The organism is Ectopseudomonas oleovorans, from assembly GCF_029845265.1.
Lineage (GTDB): Bacteria > Pseudomonadota > Gammaproteobacteria > Pseudomonadales > Pseudomonadaceae > Aquipseudomonas > Aquipseudomonas oleovorans.
Genome location: NZ_JAOCLK010000007.1, coordinates 84,754 through 101,373 on the forward strand (window position 1 = coordinate 84,754; position 16,620 = coordinate 101,373).

Here is a 16,620-nt window from a genome sequence, read left to right on the forward strand (position 1 = left end):
GGCGAAACTTGAGCGAGACGACCGCGTCACAACCCATGCACCCCGCCCAAGCGGGCTCTCACGAACTCAGCTACATGAGGACATGGTTATGCAGGTTCTGGTCAACAGTGGTAAGCACGTCTCCTCCTCGATGGACTTCAAGGACGACATTCGCAGTCGCATCCGGGACAAGCTCCAGCGCTACGAGGACCACCTCACCCGGATTGAAATTCATCTCTCCGACGAGAACGCGCTCAAGAGTGGCCCACAGGACAAGCGCTGCAAGATCGAGGCGCGGATAAAGGGACGCGATCCGCTGACGGTCTCCCACGATGCCAGCGAACTGCACCAAGCCCTCGATGGCGCCATGAACAAGCTGACCAACGCGCTGGATCGCAACCTGGGCAAAGATGCCAAACGCTGGACACACTGATGCGACTGTTCTAGTTCAACGGCCTTGCGGCCATATGGACTGTAGATAATGCAGATCTTCCGGGCGGGTGACCTTGAGGTTGTCCGCCCGGCCTTCGATGAGCCGGGGCGACTGCCCTGCCCACTCCATGGCCGAGGCCTCATCGGTCACTGCCACACCTTCTTCCAGCGCTTGCGCCAGTGCCTCGCGTAACGCCCCCAGGCGGAACATCTGCGGTGTGTAGGCCTGCCAGATCACGCTACGATCCACGGTCTCCAACACTCGGCCATCGCTGCCGATACGCTTGAGCGTATCGCGCACCGGCACCGCCAGCAGGCCGCCGACCGGATCATCGGTCAGACTCTCCAGCAGACGAGCCAGATCCGCCGGGGTGAGGTTAGGACGCGCGGCGTCGTGCACCAGCACCCAGTCATCGCTATCGGCACCACCGACCAGTAACGAGTCCAGCCCGGCCAGCACCGAGTCGGCGCGCTCACGCCCGCCAGGCGCACGGCGGATGCGCGGATCACGCGCCAGTGACAGCTGCGGCCAGAACGGGTCATCCACGGCAAGGCATACCACCGCGGCCAACAGGCCGGGATGATCGAGAAAACAATGCAGGGTATGTTCGAGAATGCAGCGGCCGGCGATCTGCAGGTACTGCTTGGGGCGGTCGGCGGCCATCCGCGCGCCGACGCCGGCGGCCGGGATCACCAGCCAGAATTTCGTGGTCATTCGGTCAACAGATAGAGGGTTTCACCCTCTTTGAGCATGCCCAACTCGTGACGCGCGCGTTCTTCCACGGTTTCCATGCCGCGCTTGAGCTCCATCACTTCGGCCTCGAGGATACGATTGCGCTCCAGCAAACGCTCGTTCTCGCCCTGCTGTTCGGCGATCTGCTGTTGCAGACGGCTGGCAGCAGCCAGGCTGCCGTCGCCGACCCACAATCGATATTGCAGACCGCCCAGCAACAGAACCAGCACGATAAACAGCCAATACGGACTACGCATGGAGCGGCTCGCAGATTGAGTCATCGGCATGGTAGGGGCTACGTTCATGCTTGAAAAGAAGCCGTCTGATGAGTGACATGGGGTTTCGGTACCTGCATCCGTGCATTGGTTCCCAGAGATCGACGAAGCGTCCACGAAAAAGGCCATGCCCGCAATGACGCAGCCTTTGTAGGAGCGGCTTCAGCCGCGAAAAATCGCGGATAAATCCGCTCCTACAGCATGCAGCGCAAACGCTGGAATAACCACGAAAAAGGGCGACTTGCGTCGCCCATTTTCAGGCTAGAACGATCTCGCGAGCTAGAGACCTGCAAGGCACAACGACCAACGGGAGTAATAGCCGAAGGCTGGCCCGAAGGGTGAGCGCCAGCGAATCAAACAGGCAAGGAACGGTCGGGGTCGCGCTCGACTTTACTGAAGTAAATGAGCATTACTCATCTGTTTTTAACGCAGTAGGGCCGACGCGCAGCAGATCGTGATCAGCCGCGGAACTCGGCACGGCCCTTGTAGGGGGCTTTGCCGCCCAACTGCTCTTCGATACGCAGCAGCTGGTTGTACTTGGAAACGCGGTCGGAACGGCACAGCGAACCAGTCTTGATCTGACCGGCGGCAGTACCCACGGCCAGGTCGGCGATGGTGCTGTCCTCGGTTTCGCCACTGCGGTGCGAGATCACGGCGGTGAAGCCTGCAGCCTTGGCCATCTGGATGGCTTCCAGGGTCTCGGTCAGCGAGCCGATCTGGTTGAACTTGATCAGGATCGAGTTACCGATCTTCTCGTCGATGCCACGCTTGAGAATTTTGGTATTCGTTACAAACAAGTCGTCGCCGACCAACTGAACTTTTTGACCAATTTTGTCGGTCAGGACTTTCCAGCCAGCCCAGTCGGACTCGTCCATGCCGTCTTCGATGGAGATGATCGGGTAACGCTCGGTCAGGCCAGCCAGGTAGTCGGCGAAACCTTCGGCGCTGAATACCTTGCCTTCGCCAGACAGATCGTACTGACCGTCCTTGAAGAACTCGGAGGAAGCGCAGTCCAAGGCCAGGGTCACGTCATCGCCCAGCTTGTAACCGGCGTTGGCAACGGCTTCGGCGATGGCGGCCAGAGCGTCTTCATTGGAGGCCAGGTTCGGCGCGAAGCCGCCTTCGTCACCCACAGCGGTGTTCAGGCCACGGGCCTTCAGTACGGCCTTGAGGTGATGGAAGATCTCAGCGCCCATGCGCAGGGCATCGGCAAAGTTCTTGGCGCCAACCGGCTGCACCATGAACTCCTGGATGTCGACGTTGTTATCGGCGTGCTCGCCGCCGTTGATGATGTTCATCATCGGTACCGGCATGGAGTAGACGCCCGGAGTACCGTTCAGATCGGCGATGTGCGCGTACAGCGGCACGCCCTTGGCCTGGGCAGCAGCCTTGGCGGCAGCCAGGGACACGGCGAGGATGGCGTTGGCGCCCAGCTTGGCCTTGTTCTCGGTACCGTCGAGTTCGATCATCGCGCGGTCCAGGGCCTGTTGATCGGTCGCGTCCTTGCCCAGCAGCAGGTCACGGATAGGGCCGTTGATGTTGGCCACGGCTTTCAGCACGCCCTTGCCCAGGTAACGGCTCTTGTCGCCGTCACGCAGTTCCAGCGCTTCGCGCGAGCCGGTGGAGGCGCCGGACGGAGCACACGCGCTGCCGACGATACCGCCTTCCAGAATTACATCCGCTTCCACGGTGGGGTTGCCGCGGGAGTCGAGAACCTCACGACCCTTGATGTCGACGATCTTTGCCATTCTTGTTAACACTCCAAAGGTTGACGATAAGACGGCAGCAGCAGGCTGCGCGAGACCGCCGCTGCCCGTTGGGCAGCCCGGCGGCACACTCTGACTCACGGGTCAGGGGGGAATTTCTGGGGCGGCACTTTACCGGATTACGACCGGATCAGGCAGTCTCGATTGGCGGAAAACTCTTGATCAGGTCATCCAGCTGCTTGAGCTGAGTGAGGAACGGTTCCAGCTTGTTCAGGCGCAGGGCGCATGGACCGTCGCACTTGGCGTTTTCCGGATCCGGATGGGCTTCGAGGAACAGACCTGCCAGGCCCTGGCTCATGCCGGCCTTGGCCAGGTCGGTGACCTGGGCGCGGCGGCCACCGGCCGAATCGGCACGACCACCCGGCATCTGCAGGGCGTGGGTCACGTCGAAAAACACCGGGTACTCAAACTGCTTCATGATGCCGAAGCCGAGCATGTCCACCACCAGATTGTTGTAACCGAAGGAGCTGCCGCGCTCGCAAAGGATCAACTGATCGTTACCGGCCTCTTCACACTTGGCCAGGATGTGCTTCATTTCCTGCGGGGCGAGGAACTGCGCTTTCTTGATGTTGATCACCGCTCCAGTCTTGGCCATGGCCACCACCAGATCGGTTTGCCGCGAAAGGAAGGCCGGCAGTTGGATGATGTCGCACACTTCGGCCACGGCAGCGGCCTGGTGCGGCTCGTGAACGTCGGTGATCACCGGCACGCCGAAGGTCTTCTTCACTTCCTCGAAGATCTTCATGCCCTCTTCCAGGCCAGGGCCGCGGAAGGAGGTGATGGAAGAGCGATTAGCCTTGTCGAAGCTGGCCTTGAACACGTAAGGGATGCCGAGCTTCTCGGTCACCCGCACGTATTCCTCGCAAGCCTGCATGGCCAGGTCGCGCGACTCAAGCACGTTGATGCCACCGAACAGCACGAACGGCTTGTCGTTGGCGATCTCAATGCCGCGAACCTTGATGATCTTCTGTGCCATTCGTTAAGCCTTCTTCGCTTTCTGCGCCAGAGCAGCGTTGACGAAACCGCTGAACAGCGGGTGACCGTCACGCGGCGTGGAGGTGAATTCCGGGTGGAACTGGCAAGCGACGAACCACGGATGATCCGGCGCCTCGACCACTTCGACCAGCGCGCCGTCGCCGGAACGACCGGTGACCTTGAGGCCAGCCTCGGTCAGTTTCGGCAGCAGGTTGTTGTTCACTTCGTAACGGTGACGATGACGCTCGACGATCACGTCCTTGCCATAGCAGTCGTGAACCTTGGAGCCGGCCTGCAGTTGGCAATCCTGGGCGCCCAGGCGCATGGTGCCGCCCAGGTCGGAGGTTTCGCTGCGCTGTTCGGTGGCCCCGGTCGCATCCTGCCACTCGGTGATCAGGCCGACTACCGGATGCTGGCTGGCCATGTCGAACTCGGTGGAGTTGGCGTCGGTCCAGCCCACCACATTGCGGGCGTACTCGATCACCGCGACCTGCATGCCGAGGCAGATACCCAGGTAAGGAATCTTGTTCTCGCGAGCGTACTGCACGGTCTTGATCTTGCCTTCCACGCCACGCAGACCGAAACCGCCCGGCACCAGGATGGCGTCGACACCTTCGAGCAGCGAGGTGCCCTGGTTCTCGATGTCTTCGGAGTCGATATAACGCAGGTTGACCTTGGTACGGTTCTGGATGCCGGCGTGACTCATCGCCTCGATCAGCGACTTGTATGCATCGAGCAACTCCATGTACTTGCCGACCATAGCGATGGTGACTTCTTTTTCCGGATTGAGCTTGGCATCGACCACGCGATCCCACTCGGACAGGTCGGCACCGCCACACTCCAGGCCGAAACGCTCGACGACGAAGTCGTCCAGACCCTGGGCATGCAGCACGCCCGGAATCTTGTAGATGGTGTCGACGTCTTCCAGGCTGATCACCGCACGCTCTTCGACGTTGGTGAACAGGGCGATCTTGCGGCGCGAGGAGACATCGATCGGATGGTCGGAGCGGCACACCAGCACGTCAGGCTGCAAGCCGATGGAGCGCAGCTCCTTGACCGAGTGCTGAGTCGGCTTGGTCTTGGTCTCACCAGCGGTGGCGATGTACGGCACCAGGGTCAGGTGCATCAGCATGGCGCGCTTGGCGCCCACTTCCACACGCAACTGGCGAATGGCTTCGAGGAACGGCTGCGACTCGATGTCACCGACGGTGCCGCCGATTTCCACCAGGGCCACGTCGGCATCGCCGGCGCCCTTGATGATGCGACGCTTGATCTCGTCGGTGATGTGCGGGATGACCTGGATGGTGGCACCCAGGTAGTCACCACGGCGCTCCTTGCGCAGTACGTCTTCGTACACGCGACCGGTGGTGAAGTTGTTGCTCTTGCTCATCGTGGTGCGGATGAAGCGCTCGTAGTGACCCAGGTCGAGGTCGGTCTCGGCGCCGTCGTGGGTGACGAACACCTCACCGTGCTGGAACGGGCTCATGGTGCCCGGATCGACGTTGATGTAAGGGTCCAGCTTGAGCATGGTGACCTTCAGGCCCCGCGCCTCCAGGATGGCCGCCAGTGAAGCCGAGGCGATGCCTTTCCCCAATGAAGAAACAACACCACCCGTGACGAAGATGTAGCGCGTCATGAAAAACCCTAGAAGTCTGCGTTTAAGCGGTCAGTGCCGCCGGGGAAAGCAAAGGATCGCCATCAGTACGAACAATGGCATGCCCGCCAAGCTCCCTGAGGGAGTCGGCAAAAGCTGTATTAAGACGGGAGCGTAGTCTACCCGAAAGGCCTTACCAGCTCAAACCTTGCGCGCCGATAGGCGGCGACCAGTGCAGAGTCGCCCCGCCAGCCTGGATTTCTGACGATTGCGACAGGTTCGCCACCGCCATCAGTTCATCGCCATCGAACAGCAGCGGCAGACGTGGACGCACGAATCCCGGCACGCGCAGTTCGTTGAGCAGACGCTTGAGATCACGCCTGCCGCGCCCCGGCAGCTGCAGCGACTCACCACCCTGGCGGTAACGCAAATACCAGCGACCTAGCGGCAACTCGCCCTGTAGATGCACATGACCATTGCCGGGAAGTTCAACCGATTCGGAAAACGAGTCGCAGGCTAGATCGAGGGGATCGAGCGACCGCAGCCACTCACCACTGAGCCACCAAAGCCGACCATCGGCACGGTGCAACTCGCCATCGGTCAGTTTCCAGATCGGCGCCGCATCCGTGGCGGCATCACGCAGGTCACACCAACCGACCCAATGATCGCTATCGGGCATGCGGCTCAAGGGCGCTAACCAATGCCGCAGCAAATTGCGCTGACGCGCATCGCTCAACGCGGTAACGGCCGACAAATCCAGAGAAGGCAAAGGCAACCAGGGAAATGCGCAAACGCCACGCGCAGCCAACAGGTCCATCTCGGCAAGCTCGTCCAGCAGTTGCTGGGCCTCGCCCAGATGGCCGGCGCTGCGTGCAAGGCTTGCCGTCACCTGCGGCCAGCGCTCGGCCAGCAGCGGCATCACCTGCCTACGCAGGAAATTGCGACTGAAACGCTCGTCGGCGTTGCTCGGATCCTCGACCCAGGCAAGCCCACGCCTCTGCGCATAGGCCTGCAACTCAGCCCGTGAGCAGTCGAGCAGTGGCCGAACCAGGCTGCCCTGCCCCAACGGCCGACTGGCCGGCATCGCTGCCAGCCCGCGCACGCCAGCGCCCCGCAACAGACGCAACAGCAGGGTTTCGGCCTGGTCATCACGATGCTGGGCGCCAAGCAATACCTCGCCAGAGCCCAGTCGCTCAGCGAACGCCGCATAACGCACCCGCCGCGCGGCCTGCTCCAGACTTGCCCCGGGCGCCACCTGCACCCTGACGACCTCCAAGGGAATATCCAGGCGGGCACAAAACTGCGCGCAATACTCCGGCCAGGCATCGGCCGCCGGCTGCAGGCCATGATGGACATGAATGGCGGAGAGAGGCGGCAGATCCTCATGCCGCGCCCAGTCGGCGAGCAGATGCAACAGCACGCTGGAGTCCAGGCCACCGGAGAAGGCAATACGCCAGGCAGGGGCCGTACGCCAGGGCTGCAGAGCCTGGCGCAGGCGAAGTTCGAGAGCAGTCATCATTCAAGCTTAAACAACAACGAGCCCGAAGGCCCGTTGATATATGCGCAGAAAAGACTCAGGCGATGCCGTAGCTCATCAGACGGTCATAACGACGCTTGAGCAGCGTTTCGGTGTCATACTTCTGCAGGCTGGCCAGTTGCTTGGTCAGCTCCTGGCGGATCGACTCGGAAGCCGCAGCCGGATCGCGGTGTGCGCCGCCCAGTGGCTCGGCGATGACCTGATCGACGATACCCAGATCCTTCAGGCGCTCGGCGGTGATGCCCATGGCTTCAGCGGCATCCGGCGCCTTCTCGGCGGTACGCCACAGGATCGAGGCGCAGCCTTCCGGCGAGATCACCGAATAGGTGGAGTACTGCAACATGTTGAGCTGGTCGCAAACACCGATGGCCAGTGCACCACCGGAACCACCCTCACCGATAACGGTGGCGATGATCGGGGTTTTCAGGCGCGCCATCACCCGCAGGTTCCAGGCGATGGCCTCGCTCTGGCCGCGCTCCTCGGCATCGATACCCGGGTAGGCACCGGGGGTGTCGATGAAGGTGAGAATCGGCATCTTGAAGCGTTCGGCCATTTCCATCAGGCGGCAGGCTTTGCGATAGCCTTCCGGGCGCGGCATGCCAAAATTACGGCGCACCTTCTCGCGCACCTCACGGCCTTTCTGGTGACCGATGATCATCACCGGCTGATCACCCAGACGGGCAATGCCACCGACAATGGCGGCATCGTCGGAGAAGTGCCGGTCGCCGTGCAGTTCATCGAACTCGGTGAAGATGTGCTGGATGTAATCCAGGGTATACGGGCGGCGCGGATGGCGTGCCAACTGGGCGATCTGCCAACTGGTCAGGTTGCCGAAGATGCTTTCGGTCAGTGCGCTGCTCTTGTCCTGCAGGCGGGCAATCTCGTCGCCGATGTTCAGCGAATTGTCATTACCAACCAGGCGTAGCTCTTCGATCTTGGCTTGCAGGTCGGCGATCGGCTGTTCGAAATCGAGGAAATTCGGGTTCATAGTCATCCGTCTTGCGTCGACGGCCAAGTGGCCGGGGAGCTGTATCCATTAGGCGCCATACCTTAAGGGATAGGGCGCAGCGGGTCGACACCCTCGGGTGCCTTTGCTGTCACGAAGAGGAAATTCCCTCTCGTATATCAGCGGTAGTGCAAAAAGACGTTGTCGCGCCCGAACTGGTCACGCAATGCCTGAATCAAAGTGTCGGCCGGATCGATTCGCCAGGCGTCGCCAAATTGAAGCAAGGCGCGCGCCTGCTCGCCACTGTAGTCGACGGTCACCGGGCAGGCACCCTTGTGCTTGCTGCACAGTTCGGCCAGCCAGCGCAGACGATCCCCCTTCAATGCCTCACCGGCGACTTTCAGCCGCAGGCTGTCGGCCAGGCCGGTACGTGCTTCTTCCAGACTCATCACGCGCTTGGCACGCAGACGCAGGCCACCGGAGAAGTCGTCATTACTGACTTCGCCCTCGACTACCACCAGCGCATCATTCTGCAGCAGCGCCTGGTTGCTGGCGAAGGCATCGGCGAAGAGCGAAGCCTCGATGCGCCCGGAGCGGTCGTCGAGGGTGATGAAGCCCATCTTGTCGCCCTTCTTGTTCTTCATCACCCGCAGGTTGACGATCATCCCGGCGATGGTCTGAGTATCGCGCGCCGCCTTCAGTTCGACGATGCGCTGGCGGGCGAAACGGCGAATCTCGCCTTCGTACTCGTCGATGGGGTGGCCGGACAGGTAAATGCCCAGGGTGTCCTTCTCACCTTTCAGGCGCTCCTTGATCGGCAGTTCGCGGGCCTTGCGGTGATTGGCGTAGACGTCGGCCTCGGGCTCGGCGAACAGACCGCCGAACAGGTCCATATGGCCGCTCTCGGCGCTGCGCGCGGTCTGCTCGGCGGACTGCACGGCCTCTTCCATGGACGCCAGTAGCACGGCGCGGTTCTTGTCCACGCTGGCCTGGTAGGCCTTGAGCTCGTCCTGATAGTACGGGCCAAGGCGATCCAGCGCGCCGCTGCGGATCAAGGCTTCGAGGGTGCGCTTGTTGATGCGCTTGAGGTCGACGCGATTGCAAAAGTCGAACAGATCCTTGAACGGACCACCTTCGGCGCGGCATTCGACGATGGCCTCCACCGGCCCCTCGCCCACACCTTTGACCGCACCGAGGCCGTAGACGATACGGCCGTCGTCGTTGACGCTGAACTTGAACTCGGAGACGTTCACGTCCGGCGGATCGATGCGCAACTTCATGTTGCGGCACTCTTCCACCAGGATCACCACCTTGTCGGTGTTGTGCATATCCGCTGACAACACGGCGGCCATGAACGGCGCCGGGTAATGCGCCTTGAGCCAGGCAGTCTGGTAGGAGACCAGGCCGTAGGCAGCCGAGTGCGACTTGTTGAAGCCGTAGCCGGCGAATTTTTCCACCAGGTCGAAAATGTTGCCGGCCAACTCGGCATCGATTCCATTCTTCGCACAGCCTTCGATAAAGCCACCGCGCTGCTTGGCCATCTCCTCGGGTTTCTTCTTACCCATGGCACGACGCAGCATGTCCGCGCCACCGAGGGTGTAGCCGGCCATCACCTGAGCGATCTGCATCACCTGCTCCTGGTACAGGATGATGCCGTAGGTGGGCTTGAGCACCGGCTCCAGGCCAGCGTACTGGTAATCCGGGTGCGGGTAGGACAGCTCGGCACGACCGTGCTTGCGGTTGATGAAGTCATCCACCATGCCGGACTGCAGCGGGCCCGGACGGAACAGCGCCACCAGTGCGATCATGTCTTCCAGGCAGTCGGGCTTGAGCTTCTTGATCAGCTCCTTCATACCGCGCGATTCGAGCTGGAAGACCGCGGTGGTCTCGGCCTTCTGCAGCATGTCGTAGGTTTTCTTGTCATCCAGCGGGATGAAATCGATGTTGACCAGGTCCTCGTCCGAGGCACCATCACGCTTCTGGATGCGGTGGATGGTCTCCATCGCCCATTTGATGATGGTCAGCGTACGCAGACCGAGGAAGTCGAATTTGACCAGGCCGGCCTGCTCGACGTCGTCCTTGTCGAACTGGGTCACCAGGCCACCGCCCTCCTCGTCACAGGCGATCGGCGAGAAGTCGGTGAGCTTGGTCGGCGCGATCACCACGCCCCCGGCGTGCTTGCCGGTGCCGCGCACCACGCCTTCGAGCTTGAGCGACATGTCCCAGATTTCCTGGGCCTCCTCGTCGTTCTTGAGGAACTCGCGCAGCGGCTCCTCCATCTCGTAGGCCTTCTCCAGGGTCATGCCCACTTCAAAGGGGATCATCTTCGACAGTCGGTCAGCCAGGCCATAGGACTTGCCCTGCGCCCGCGCCACGTCGCGCACCACCGCCTTGGCCGCCATGGAGCCGAAGGTGATGATCTGGCTCACCGCGTTGCGCCCGTATTTCTCGGCCACGTAGTCGATCACCCGGTCGCGACCGTCCATGCAGAAGTCGACGTCGAAGTCGGGCATGGAAATCCGCTCGGGGTTGAGGAAACGTTCGAACAGCAGGTCATAGGCCAGCGGATCGAGGTCGGTGATCTTCAGTACGTAGGCCACCAGCGAACCGGCACCCGAGCCACGGCCCGGGCCGACCGGCACGCCGTTGTTCTTGGCCCACTGGATGAAGTCCATCACGATCAGGAAGTAACCGGGGAAACCCATCTGGATGATGATGTCCAGCTCGAAGTTGAGGCGGTCGACATAGACCTGCTTCTTCGCCTCGTAATCCGGGGTGTCCTTGGGCAGCAGCACGGCGAGACGCTCTTCCAGCCCCTCGAAGGAGGCATGGCGCAGGTAGTCGTCGATGCCCATGCCGTTAGGCGTGGGGAAGTCCGGCAGGAAGTACTTGCCAAGCTGAACGTCGATATTGCAACGCTTGGCGATCTCGACGGTGTTCTCCAGTGCCTCGGGCAGGTCGGAGAACAGCTCCCACATTTCCGCGGGTGTCTTGAGGTACTGCTGATCGGAGTAATTGCGCGGCCGGCGCGGGTCATCCAGGGTACGGCCTTCACCGATACAAACCCGCGTTTCATGCGCCTCGAAATCGTCCTGCTTGATGAAGCGCACGTCGTTGGTCGCCACCAACGGCGCCTCGACGCGATCGGCCAACGCCACGGCGGCATGCAGGTATTCCTCGTCGCCGACGCGACTGGTGCGTTGCACTTCCAAGTAGAAGCGCTCAGGGAAGGCCGCCATCCACTCGCGCAGGCGCATCTCGGCCAAGGCTTCGTCGCCGGCCAGTAACGCCATGCCGACTTCACCCTCACGCGCGCCGGACAGAGCAATCAGGCCTTCGGCGGCCTCCTTGACCCAGTCACGCTGAATGATCACCAGGTCGTTGCTCTGCCCTTCGGCCCAGCCGCGGGAAATCAGCTCGGTGAGATTGCGGTAGCCCTTGGCGTTCATCGCCAACAGGGTCAGGCGCGTCAGCGGGCCGTCTTCCTCGGCGCTGGCCAGCCAGATATCCGCGCCGCAGATCGGCTTGACCCCGGCGCCCATGGCCGCCTTGTAGAACTTCACCAGCGAGCACATGTTGCTCATGTCGGTGACCGCCACCGCCGGCATGCCGGCCCCGGCAACGGCCTTGATCAGCGGCTTGACCCGCACCAGGCCATCGACCAGGGAGTATTCGGTGTGCAGACGCAGGTGGACGAAAGCTTGAGTCATGGGCGGCCTTGCAGGTGAAAACGACAAAGCGGCGATTGTAGCCTAAGCGCGTCTGGCTGAGGGCCAGAGGTTCAGATCGTGGCAGCGATGCGATCGAGGGCTACAGGCTCGAGCAAAGCGCGCACCGGCGCGAAGGAACGCCGATGGATGGGGGTCGGCCCCAGGCGCTGCAGCGCCTCGAGATGAACGGGCGTCGGATAGCCCTTGTGACCGGCAATGCCGTAGCCGGGATAGAGACGATCCATCTCGAGCATCTCGCGGTCGCGGCTGACCTTGGCCAGGATCGAAGCTGCAGCAATCGCCGGAACCCGGCTATCGCCTTTGACCACAGACGCACTGGGCACTGCCAGCCGGGGGCAGCGATTGCCATCGATCAGTGCAAGTTTCGGCGTCACGCTCAGGCCTTCGACAGCCCGCTGCATGGCCAGCATGGTGGCATGCAGGATGTTCAGGCGGTCGATCTCTTCCACCTCAGCGCGAGCGATGCACCAGGCCAGGGCCTTCTCGCGAATTTCGTCGAACAGCACTTCGCGACGCGCCTCGGTGAGCTTCTTCGAGTCATTGAGACCGATGATCGGTCGCATCGGATCGAGAATCACCGCCGCCGTGACCACCGCGCCGCAAAGCGGGCCACGGCCGACTTCGTCGACGCCGGCGACCAGTTCTTCGACCAGGGTGAAGTCGAGACCCAACTGCATCAGTCGCGCCCCGCCAGTTTCAACACCGCGTCAGCCGCCGATACCGAGGCATCACGGCGCAGCGCGCGATGGATCACGTCGAAGCCTTCGGTCTGCACCTGACCACCATCGATCAGCGGAGCCACAGCTTGCGCCAGGGCCTCTGGCGTCGCCGCATCCTGAATCAGCTCAGGCACCAGCAGACGCTCGGCCAGCAGGTTGGGCAGCGAGATATAGGGGCTTTTGACCAGGCGCTTGAGAATCCGGTAGGTCAGCGGCGCCACACGGTAGGCCACCACCATCGGACGCTTGTACAGCAATGCCTCCAGGGTGGCGGTGCCCGAGGCAATCAACACCGCATCACAGGCAGCCAGGGCCTCGTGAGAACGGCCGTTGAGCAGGGTCAGCGGCAAATCGCGCCCGGCCAGCATCTGTTCCAGCTGCTCGCGGCGCTCGGGCGTGGCGCAAGGCAGCAGGAAATGAATCCCCGGACGCAGCGCACGCAGACGAATCGCGGCATCAAGAAACAGCTCACCGAGGCGCGCCACCTCACCGCCACGACTCCCCGGCATCAAGGCAACCACCGGCTCATCCTGCGGCAGGTCCAGCGTCGCCCGCGCAGTAGCACGATCGGCCTGCAACGGAATCGCATCGGCCAGCGGATGCCCGACGAAGCGCACCGGCACCTGATGCTCGTCGTAGAACTGCGCTTCGAACGGGAACAGGGTCAGCATCAGGTCACAGGCTTCACGGATCTTCAGCACGCGCTTCTGCCGCCAGGCCCAGACCGAGGGGCTGACATAGTGCACGGTCTTGATTCCGGCACGGCGCAGCTTGAGTTCCAGGCCGAGGTTGAAATCGGGGGCATCGATGCCGATGAATACATCCGGTTTGGCAGCAATCAGATCGCGAGCAAGCTGGCGACGGCGACCGAGCAACTCGAACAGTCGCCCCAGCACCTCGACCAGGCCCATCACGGCCAGGCGCTCCATGGGGAAATAGGATTTCAGGCCTTCGGCTTCCATGCGCGCGCCACCGACGCCAATGAATTCGGCATTCGGGTGGCGCTGCTTGATGGCCTGCATCAGGCCGCTGCCGAGGATGTCACCGGACGCCTCACCGGCGACCAGTGCGACGCGAAGAGGTCTGGTCATAGGAATCAGCGGGTGATGCCGCGGGTGGAAGCCTGGATGGAATCGCGAAATACCGCTACTTCGGGAAACTGCGCAGCGGACTCGGCCAGCTCACTGAGGGCCTGCTCCACCGTCAGCGCCTGGCGATAGACCAACTTGTACGCCTTGCGCAAGGCAGCAATGGCTTCGGCAGAAAAACCGCGACGGCGCATGCCCTCGAAGTTCATGCTGCGCGCCTCGGCCGGGTTACCGAACACGGTAACGAAAGCCGGAACATCCTTGCCAATCGCGGTGCCCATGCCCGAGAAGCTGTGCGCGCCAATGCGGCAGAACTGATGCACCAGGGTATAACCGGACAGAATCGCCCAGTCATCGACCCAGACATGCCCAGCCAGTGCCGTGTTGTTGACCAGGATGCAATGATTGCCGATCACACTGTCATGGCCGATATGGGCATAGGCCATGATCAGGTTATGGTCGCCAATGGTGGTTTCGCTGCGATCCTGCACGGTGCCACGGTGAATGGTGACACCCTCACGAATCGTGTTGTGATCACCGATCACCAGGCGCGTCGCCTCGCCCTTGTATTTCAGGTCTGGCGTGTCTTCACCGACCGAAGAAAACTGGTAGATGCGGTTGTGCTTGCCGATCACGGTCGGCCCCTTGAGCACGACGTGCGGGCCGATGACTGTACCCTCGCCGATTTCCACATCGGCCCCGACAATGCTCCAAGGGCCAACGACGACGTCGTCGGCCAATCTGGCACTGGGGTCGATGATCGCGCGGGGGTCAATCAAACTCATAGCTTGCGTTCCGCACAGATGATTTCAGCAGCGCAGACTTCCTTGCCATCGACGGTGGCGCGGCACTCGAATTTCCAGATGCTGCGACGGTCGCTAAGGTATTTGGCTTCCAGCGTCAGCTGGTCACCCGGCAACACCGGCGAACGGAAACGCAGCTTGTCGGAGCCAACGAAGTAATACAGGGTGCCATCAGCCGGCTTCACACCCATCATCTTGAAGCCGAGGATACCGGCAGCCTGCGCCATGGCCTCGATGATCAGAACGCCCGGCATGATCGGGTGCTCGGGGAAGTGACCGTTGAAGAACGGCTCATTGATGCTGACATTCTTATAGGCGCGAATCTGTTTGCCTTCGACGTCCAGGTCCACCACGCGGTCCACCAGCAGGAACGGATAGCGGTGCGGCAAATATTCACGAATTTCGTTGATGTCCATCATGTCCGGTTAAGCCTGTAAGAAAAGAAAAGAGCACGGTCACGCCGCACTCAGGCATCAGATGAGACGTTTGTCGTCTGGGTCACGGCGGCCAGCTGTTTTTCCAGCTCGCGCAGGCGCTTGGCCATCTCGTCCAACTGACGAATGCGGGCAGCGCTCTTCTTCCACTCGCCCGCCGGTTGCATGGCAGTGCCGGAAGAATAAGCGCCCGGCTCGGTGATCGAGCGAGTCACCATGGTCATACCGGTGACGAACACGTTGTCGCACACCTCGATATGGCCAACCATGCCCACACCGCCGGCGATCATGCAGTTCTTGCCGATCTTGGTGCTGCCGGAAATACCACAGCAGCCCGCCATGGCCGTGTTGTCACCGATCTGCACGTTGTGCGCAATCATGATCTGGTTATCCAGCTTCACGCCATTACCGATCAGGGTATCGGACAGCGCACCGCGATCCACCGTGGTGTTGGCGCCGATCTCGACGTCATCACCGATGGTCACCCCACCGATCTGTGCGATCTTCTGCCAGACGCCCTTTTCGTTGGCGAAACCGAAGCCTTCGCCACCGATCACCGCGCCGGACTGGATCACTACACGCTTGCCGATACGCACGTCGTGATACAGCGTCACGCGCGGCGCCAGCCAACCACCCTCACCGATCACGCTACGCGCGCCCACCACGCAGTGCGCACCGATGCTTACATCAGCACCGATGCGAGCACCGCTTTCGATAACCGCAAAAGCGCCAATACTCGCACTCGGATCGATCTGAGCATCGCCTGCAACCTGCGCAGTGGCATGAATGCCGGGAGCCGCCTTGGGCTTGCGGTCGAACACATGCGAAAGCTGGGCATAAGCCAGATAAGGATTGGCAACAATCAAGGCATCGCCAGCATAGCCTTCAGCATCGGCTGCGGTGAGCAACACAGCACCGGCCTGGGTCTGCGCCAGAAACTTGCGGTACTGGGCATTGGCCAGGAAGCTCAATTGTTCGGGCCCGGCCTCCTGTAAGGTGGCCAGGCCCGTGATGACCTTAGCTTCGGCGCCACGCAAGGTGGCGCCCAGGCGCTCGGCCAACTGACCGAGGGTAAATGTCGCAGTCATGCTTAACGCATCTGATTCATGCGCTCGATGACCTGGCGAGTGATGTCGTACTGAGGTTTGACCTCGATCACCGCACCACGCTCGAGCACCAGGTCGAAGTTACCGTTCTTGATCACTTCTTCGACGGCCTTGTCCAGATTCGGCTTCAGCTTGGCCAGCATCTCGCGGTCAGCGATGGCCTTGGCTTCGTTCAGCTCCTTGGACTGGAACTGGAAATCACGGGCTTTCTGCTTGAATTCGAGCTCAAGGCGCTCGCGCTCGGCCTGCTGCATCCTCTCGCCGTCCTTGACCATGCGATCCTGAATGCGCTTGGCATCGCTTTCCAGGGTCTTGAGCTTGTTCAGCTGCGGGCCGAACTTCTTCTCGGCATCGACGGCGTAGCGCTTGGCTGCATCCGACTCGAGCAGCGCCATCTGATAGTTCAGCACGGCCACCTTCATCTCGGCGAACGCCGGAGTGCCGATCAGGGCGGCGGTGAACAGAACCAGTTGAGTCAACTTACGCACAATGCACTCCTGCA

Annotated in this window: 15 protein-coding genes; 1 reads left to right on the forward strand and 14 read right to left on the reverse strand. The window is 61.7% G+C overall.

The annotated features are described in order from the left end of the window. Positions 1-88: 88 nt before the first annotated feature. Complete coding sequence (locus tag N5J71_RS05615; RefSeq protein WP_004424043.1) at positions 89-412, forward strand: HPF/RaiA family ribosome-associated protein; 324 nt, start codon at positions 89-91, stop codon at positions 410-412. Positions 413-427: 15 nt separating this feature from the next. Here N5J71_RS05615 and ispD read toward each other — a convergent pair whose 3' ends face one another. The 14 genes from ispD to N5J71_RS05685 all read right to left on the reverse strand — a co-directional run bounded on the left by ispD (position 428) and on the right by N5J71_RS05685 (position 16,606). After that, the gene (gene ispD, locus N5J71_RS05620) at positions 428-1,126 is read right to left on the reverse strand and encodes a 2-C-methyl-D-erythritol 4-phosphate cytidylyltransferase (protein ID WP_004424041.1); all 699 of its coding nucleotides are present in this window, start codon (positions 1,124-1,126) and stop codon (positions 428-430) included. Beyond that, a complete protein-coding gene (locus N5J71_RS05625) occupies positions 1,123-1,401 on the reverse strand; it encodes a septum formation initiator family protein (protein WP_039964483.1) in 279 nt (92 codons plus the stop codon). The genes ispD and N5J71_RS05625 overlap by 4 nt, the downstream gene beginning before the upstream one ends. 476 nt (positions 1,402-1,877) lie before the next feature. After that, entirely contained in the window at positions 1,878-3,167 is a 1,290-nt protein-coding gene (gene eno / locus N5J71_RS05630; protein WP_004424037.1) for a phosphopyruvate hydratase, read from the reverse strand. A 148-nt stretch (positions 3,168-3,315) separates the two neighbouring features. Further along, the gene (kdsA, locus tag N5J71_RS05635) at positions 3,316-4,161 is read right to left on the reverse strand and encodes a 3-deoxy-8-phosphooctulonate synthase (RefSeq protein WP_072425445.1); all 846 of its coding nucleotides are present in this window, start codon (positions 4,159-4,161) and stop codon (positions 3,316-3,318) included. 3 nt (positions 4,162-4,164) lie between these two features. Then, entirely contained in the window at positions 4,165-5,796 is a 1,632-nt protein-coding gene (locus N5J71_RS05640; protein WP_004424033.1) for a CTP synthase, read from the reverse strand. A 151-nt stretch (positions 5,797-5,947) separates the two neighbouring features. Continuing rightward, positions 5,948-7,270, reverse strand: a complete 1,323-nt coding sequence (gene tilS, locus N5J71_RS05645) for a tRNA lysidine(34) synthetase TilS (RefSeq protein WP_039964482.1) — start codon at positions 7,268-7,270, stop codon at positions 5,948-5,950. Positions 7,271-7,328: 58 nt separating this feature from the next. Continuing rightward, on the reverse strand, positions 7,329-8,279 hold the full coding sequence (locus N5J71_RS05650; protein ID WP_039964481.1) for an acetyl-CoA carboxylase carboxyltransferase subunit alpha: 951 nt from the start codon (positions 8,277-8,279) through the stop codon (positions 7,329-7,331). A gap of 137 nt (positions 8,280-8,416) precedes the next feature. Continuing rightward, on the reverse strand, positions 8,417-11,947 hold the full coding sequence (gene dnaE / locus N5J71_RS05655; protein ID WP_279916485.1) for a DNA polymerase III subunit alpha: 3,531 nt from the start codon (positions 11,945-11,947) through the stop codon (positions 8,417-8,419). A 71-nt stretch (positions 11,948-12,018) separates the two neighbouring features. Further along, positions 12,019-12,645: a ribonuclease HII gene (gene rnhB / locus N5J71_RS05660; protein WP_279916486.1), complete on the reverse strand. Its 627-nt coding sequence runs from the start codon at positions 12,643-12,645 to the stop codon at positions 12,019-12,021. Next, complete coding sequence (lpxB, locus tag N5J71_RS05665; RefSeq protein ID WP_279916487.1) at positions 12,645-13,778, reverse strand: lipid-A-disaccharide synthase; 1,134 nt, start codon at positions 13,776-13,778, stop codon at positions 12,645-12,647. The genes rnhB and lpxB overlap by 1 nt, the downstream gene beginning before the upstream one ends. A 5-nt stretch (positions 13,779-13,783) precedes the next feature. Further along, the gene (lpxA, locus tag N5J71_RS05670) at positions 13,784-14,560 is read right to left on the reverse strand and encodes an acyl-ACP--UDP-N-acetylglucosamine O-acyltransferase (RefSeq protein WP_279916488.1); all 777 of its coding nucleotides are present in this window, start codon (positions 14,558-14,560) and stop codon (positions 13,784-13,786) included. Then, the gene (fabZ, locus tag N5J71_RS05675; protein ID WP_017674781.1) at positions 14,557-14,997 is read right to left on the reverse strand and encodes a 3-hydroxyacyl-ACP dehydratase FabZ; all 441 of its coding nucleotides are present in this window, start codon (positions 14,995-14,997) and stop codon (positions 14,557-14,559) included. Before fabZ ends, lpxA begins: the two co-directional genes overlap by 4 nt. A gap of 47 nt (positions 14,998-15,044) precedes the next feature. Beyond that, entirely contained in the window at positions 15,045-16,100 is a 1,056-nt protein-coding gene (lpxD, locus tag N5J71_RS05680) for a UDP-3-O-(3-hydroxymyristoyl)glucosamine N-acyltransferase (RefSeq protein ID WP_279916489.1), read from the reverse strand. A 2-nt stretch (positions 16,101-16,102) separates the two neighbouring features. Next, positions 16,103-16,606: an OmpH/Skp family outer membrane protein gene (locus N5J71_RS05685; protein ID WP_206408151.1), complete on the reverse strand. Its 504-nt coding sequence runs from the start codon at positions 16,604-16,606 to the stop codon at positions 16,103-16,105. Positions 16,607-16,620: the final 14 nt, after the last annotated feature.

Bases quoted from the DNA above. Each gene is read 5' to 3' on its own strand.
- lpxD (WP_279916489.1), bottom strand. From the start codon at position 16,100: ATGACTGCGACATTTACCCTCGGTCAGTTGGCCGAGCGCCTGGGCGCC.
- N5J71_RS05640 (WP_004424033.1), bottom strand. From the start codon at position 5,796: ATGACGCGCTACATCTTCGTCACGGGTGGTGTTGTTTCTTCATTGGGG.
- dnaE (WP_279916485.1), bottom strand. From the start codon at position 11,947: ATGACTCAAGCTTTCGTCCACCTGCGTCTGCACACCGAATACTCCCTG.
- ispD (WP_004424041.1), bottom strand. From the start codon at position 1,126: ATGACCACGAAATTCTGGCTGGTGATCCCGGCCGCCGGCGTCGGCGCG.
- N5J71_RS05625 (WP_039964483.1), bottom strand. From the start codon at position 1,401: ATGCGTAGTCCGTATTGGCTGTTTATCGTGCTGGTTCTGTTGCTGGGC.
- kdsA (WP_072425445.1), bottom strand. From the start codon at position 4,161: ATGGCACAGAAGATCATCAAGGTTCGCGGCATTGAGATCGCCAACGAC.
- eno (WP_004424037.1), bottom strand. From the start codon at position 3,167: ATGGCAAAGATCGTCGACATCAAGGGTCGTGAGGTTCTCGACTCCCGC.
- N5J71_RS05615 (WP_004424043.1), top strand. From the start codon at position 89: ATGCAGGTTCTGGTCAACAGTGGTAAGCACGTCTCCTCCTCGATGGAC.
- lpxB (WP_279916487.1), bottom strand. From the start codon at position 13,778: ATGACCAGACCTCTTCGCGTCGCACTGGTCGCCGGTGAGGCGTCCGGT.
- rnhB (WP_279916486.1), bottom strand. From the start codon at position 12,645: ATGCAGTTGGGTCTCGACTTCACCCTGGTCGAAGAACTGGTCGCCGGC.
- lpxA (WP_279916488.1), bottom strand. From the start codon at position 14,560: ATGAGTTTGATTGACCCCCGCGCGATCATCGACCCCAGTGCCAGATTG.
- fabZ (WP_017674781.1), bottom strand. From the start codon at position 14,997: ATGATGGACATCAACGAAATTCGTGAATATTTGCCGCACCGCTATCCG.
- tilS (WP_039964482.1), bottom strand. From the start codon at position 7,270: ATGACTGCTCTCGAACTTCGCCTGCGCCAGGCTCTGCAGCCCTGGCGT.
- N5J71_RS05650 (WP_039964481.1), bottom strand. From the start codon at position 8,279: ATGAACCCGAATTTCCTCGATTTCGAACAGCCGATCGCCGACCTGCAA.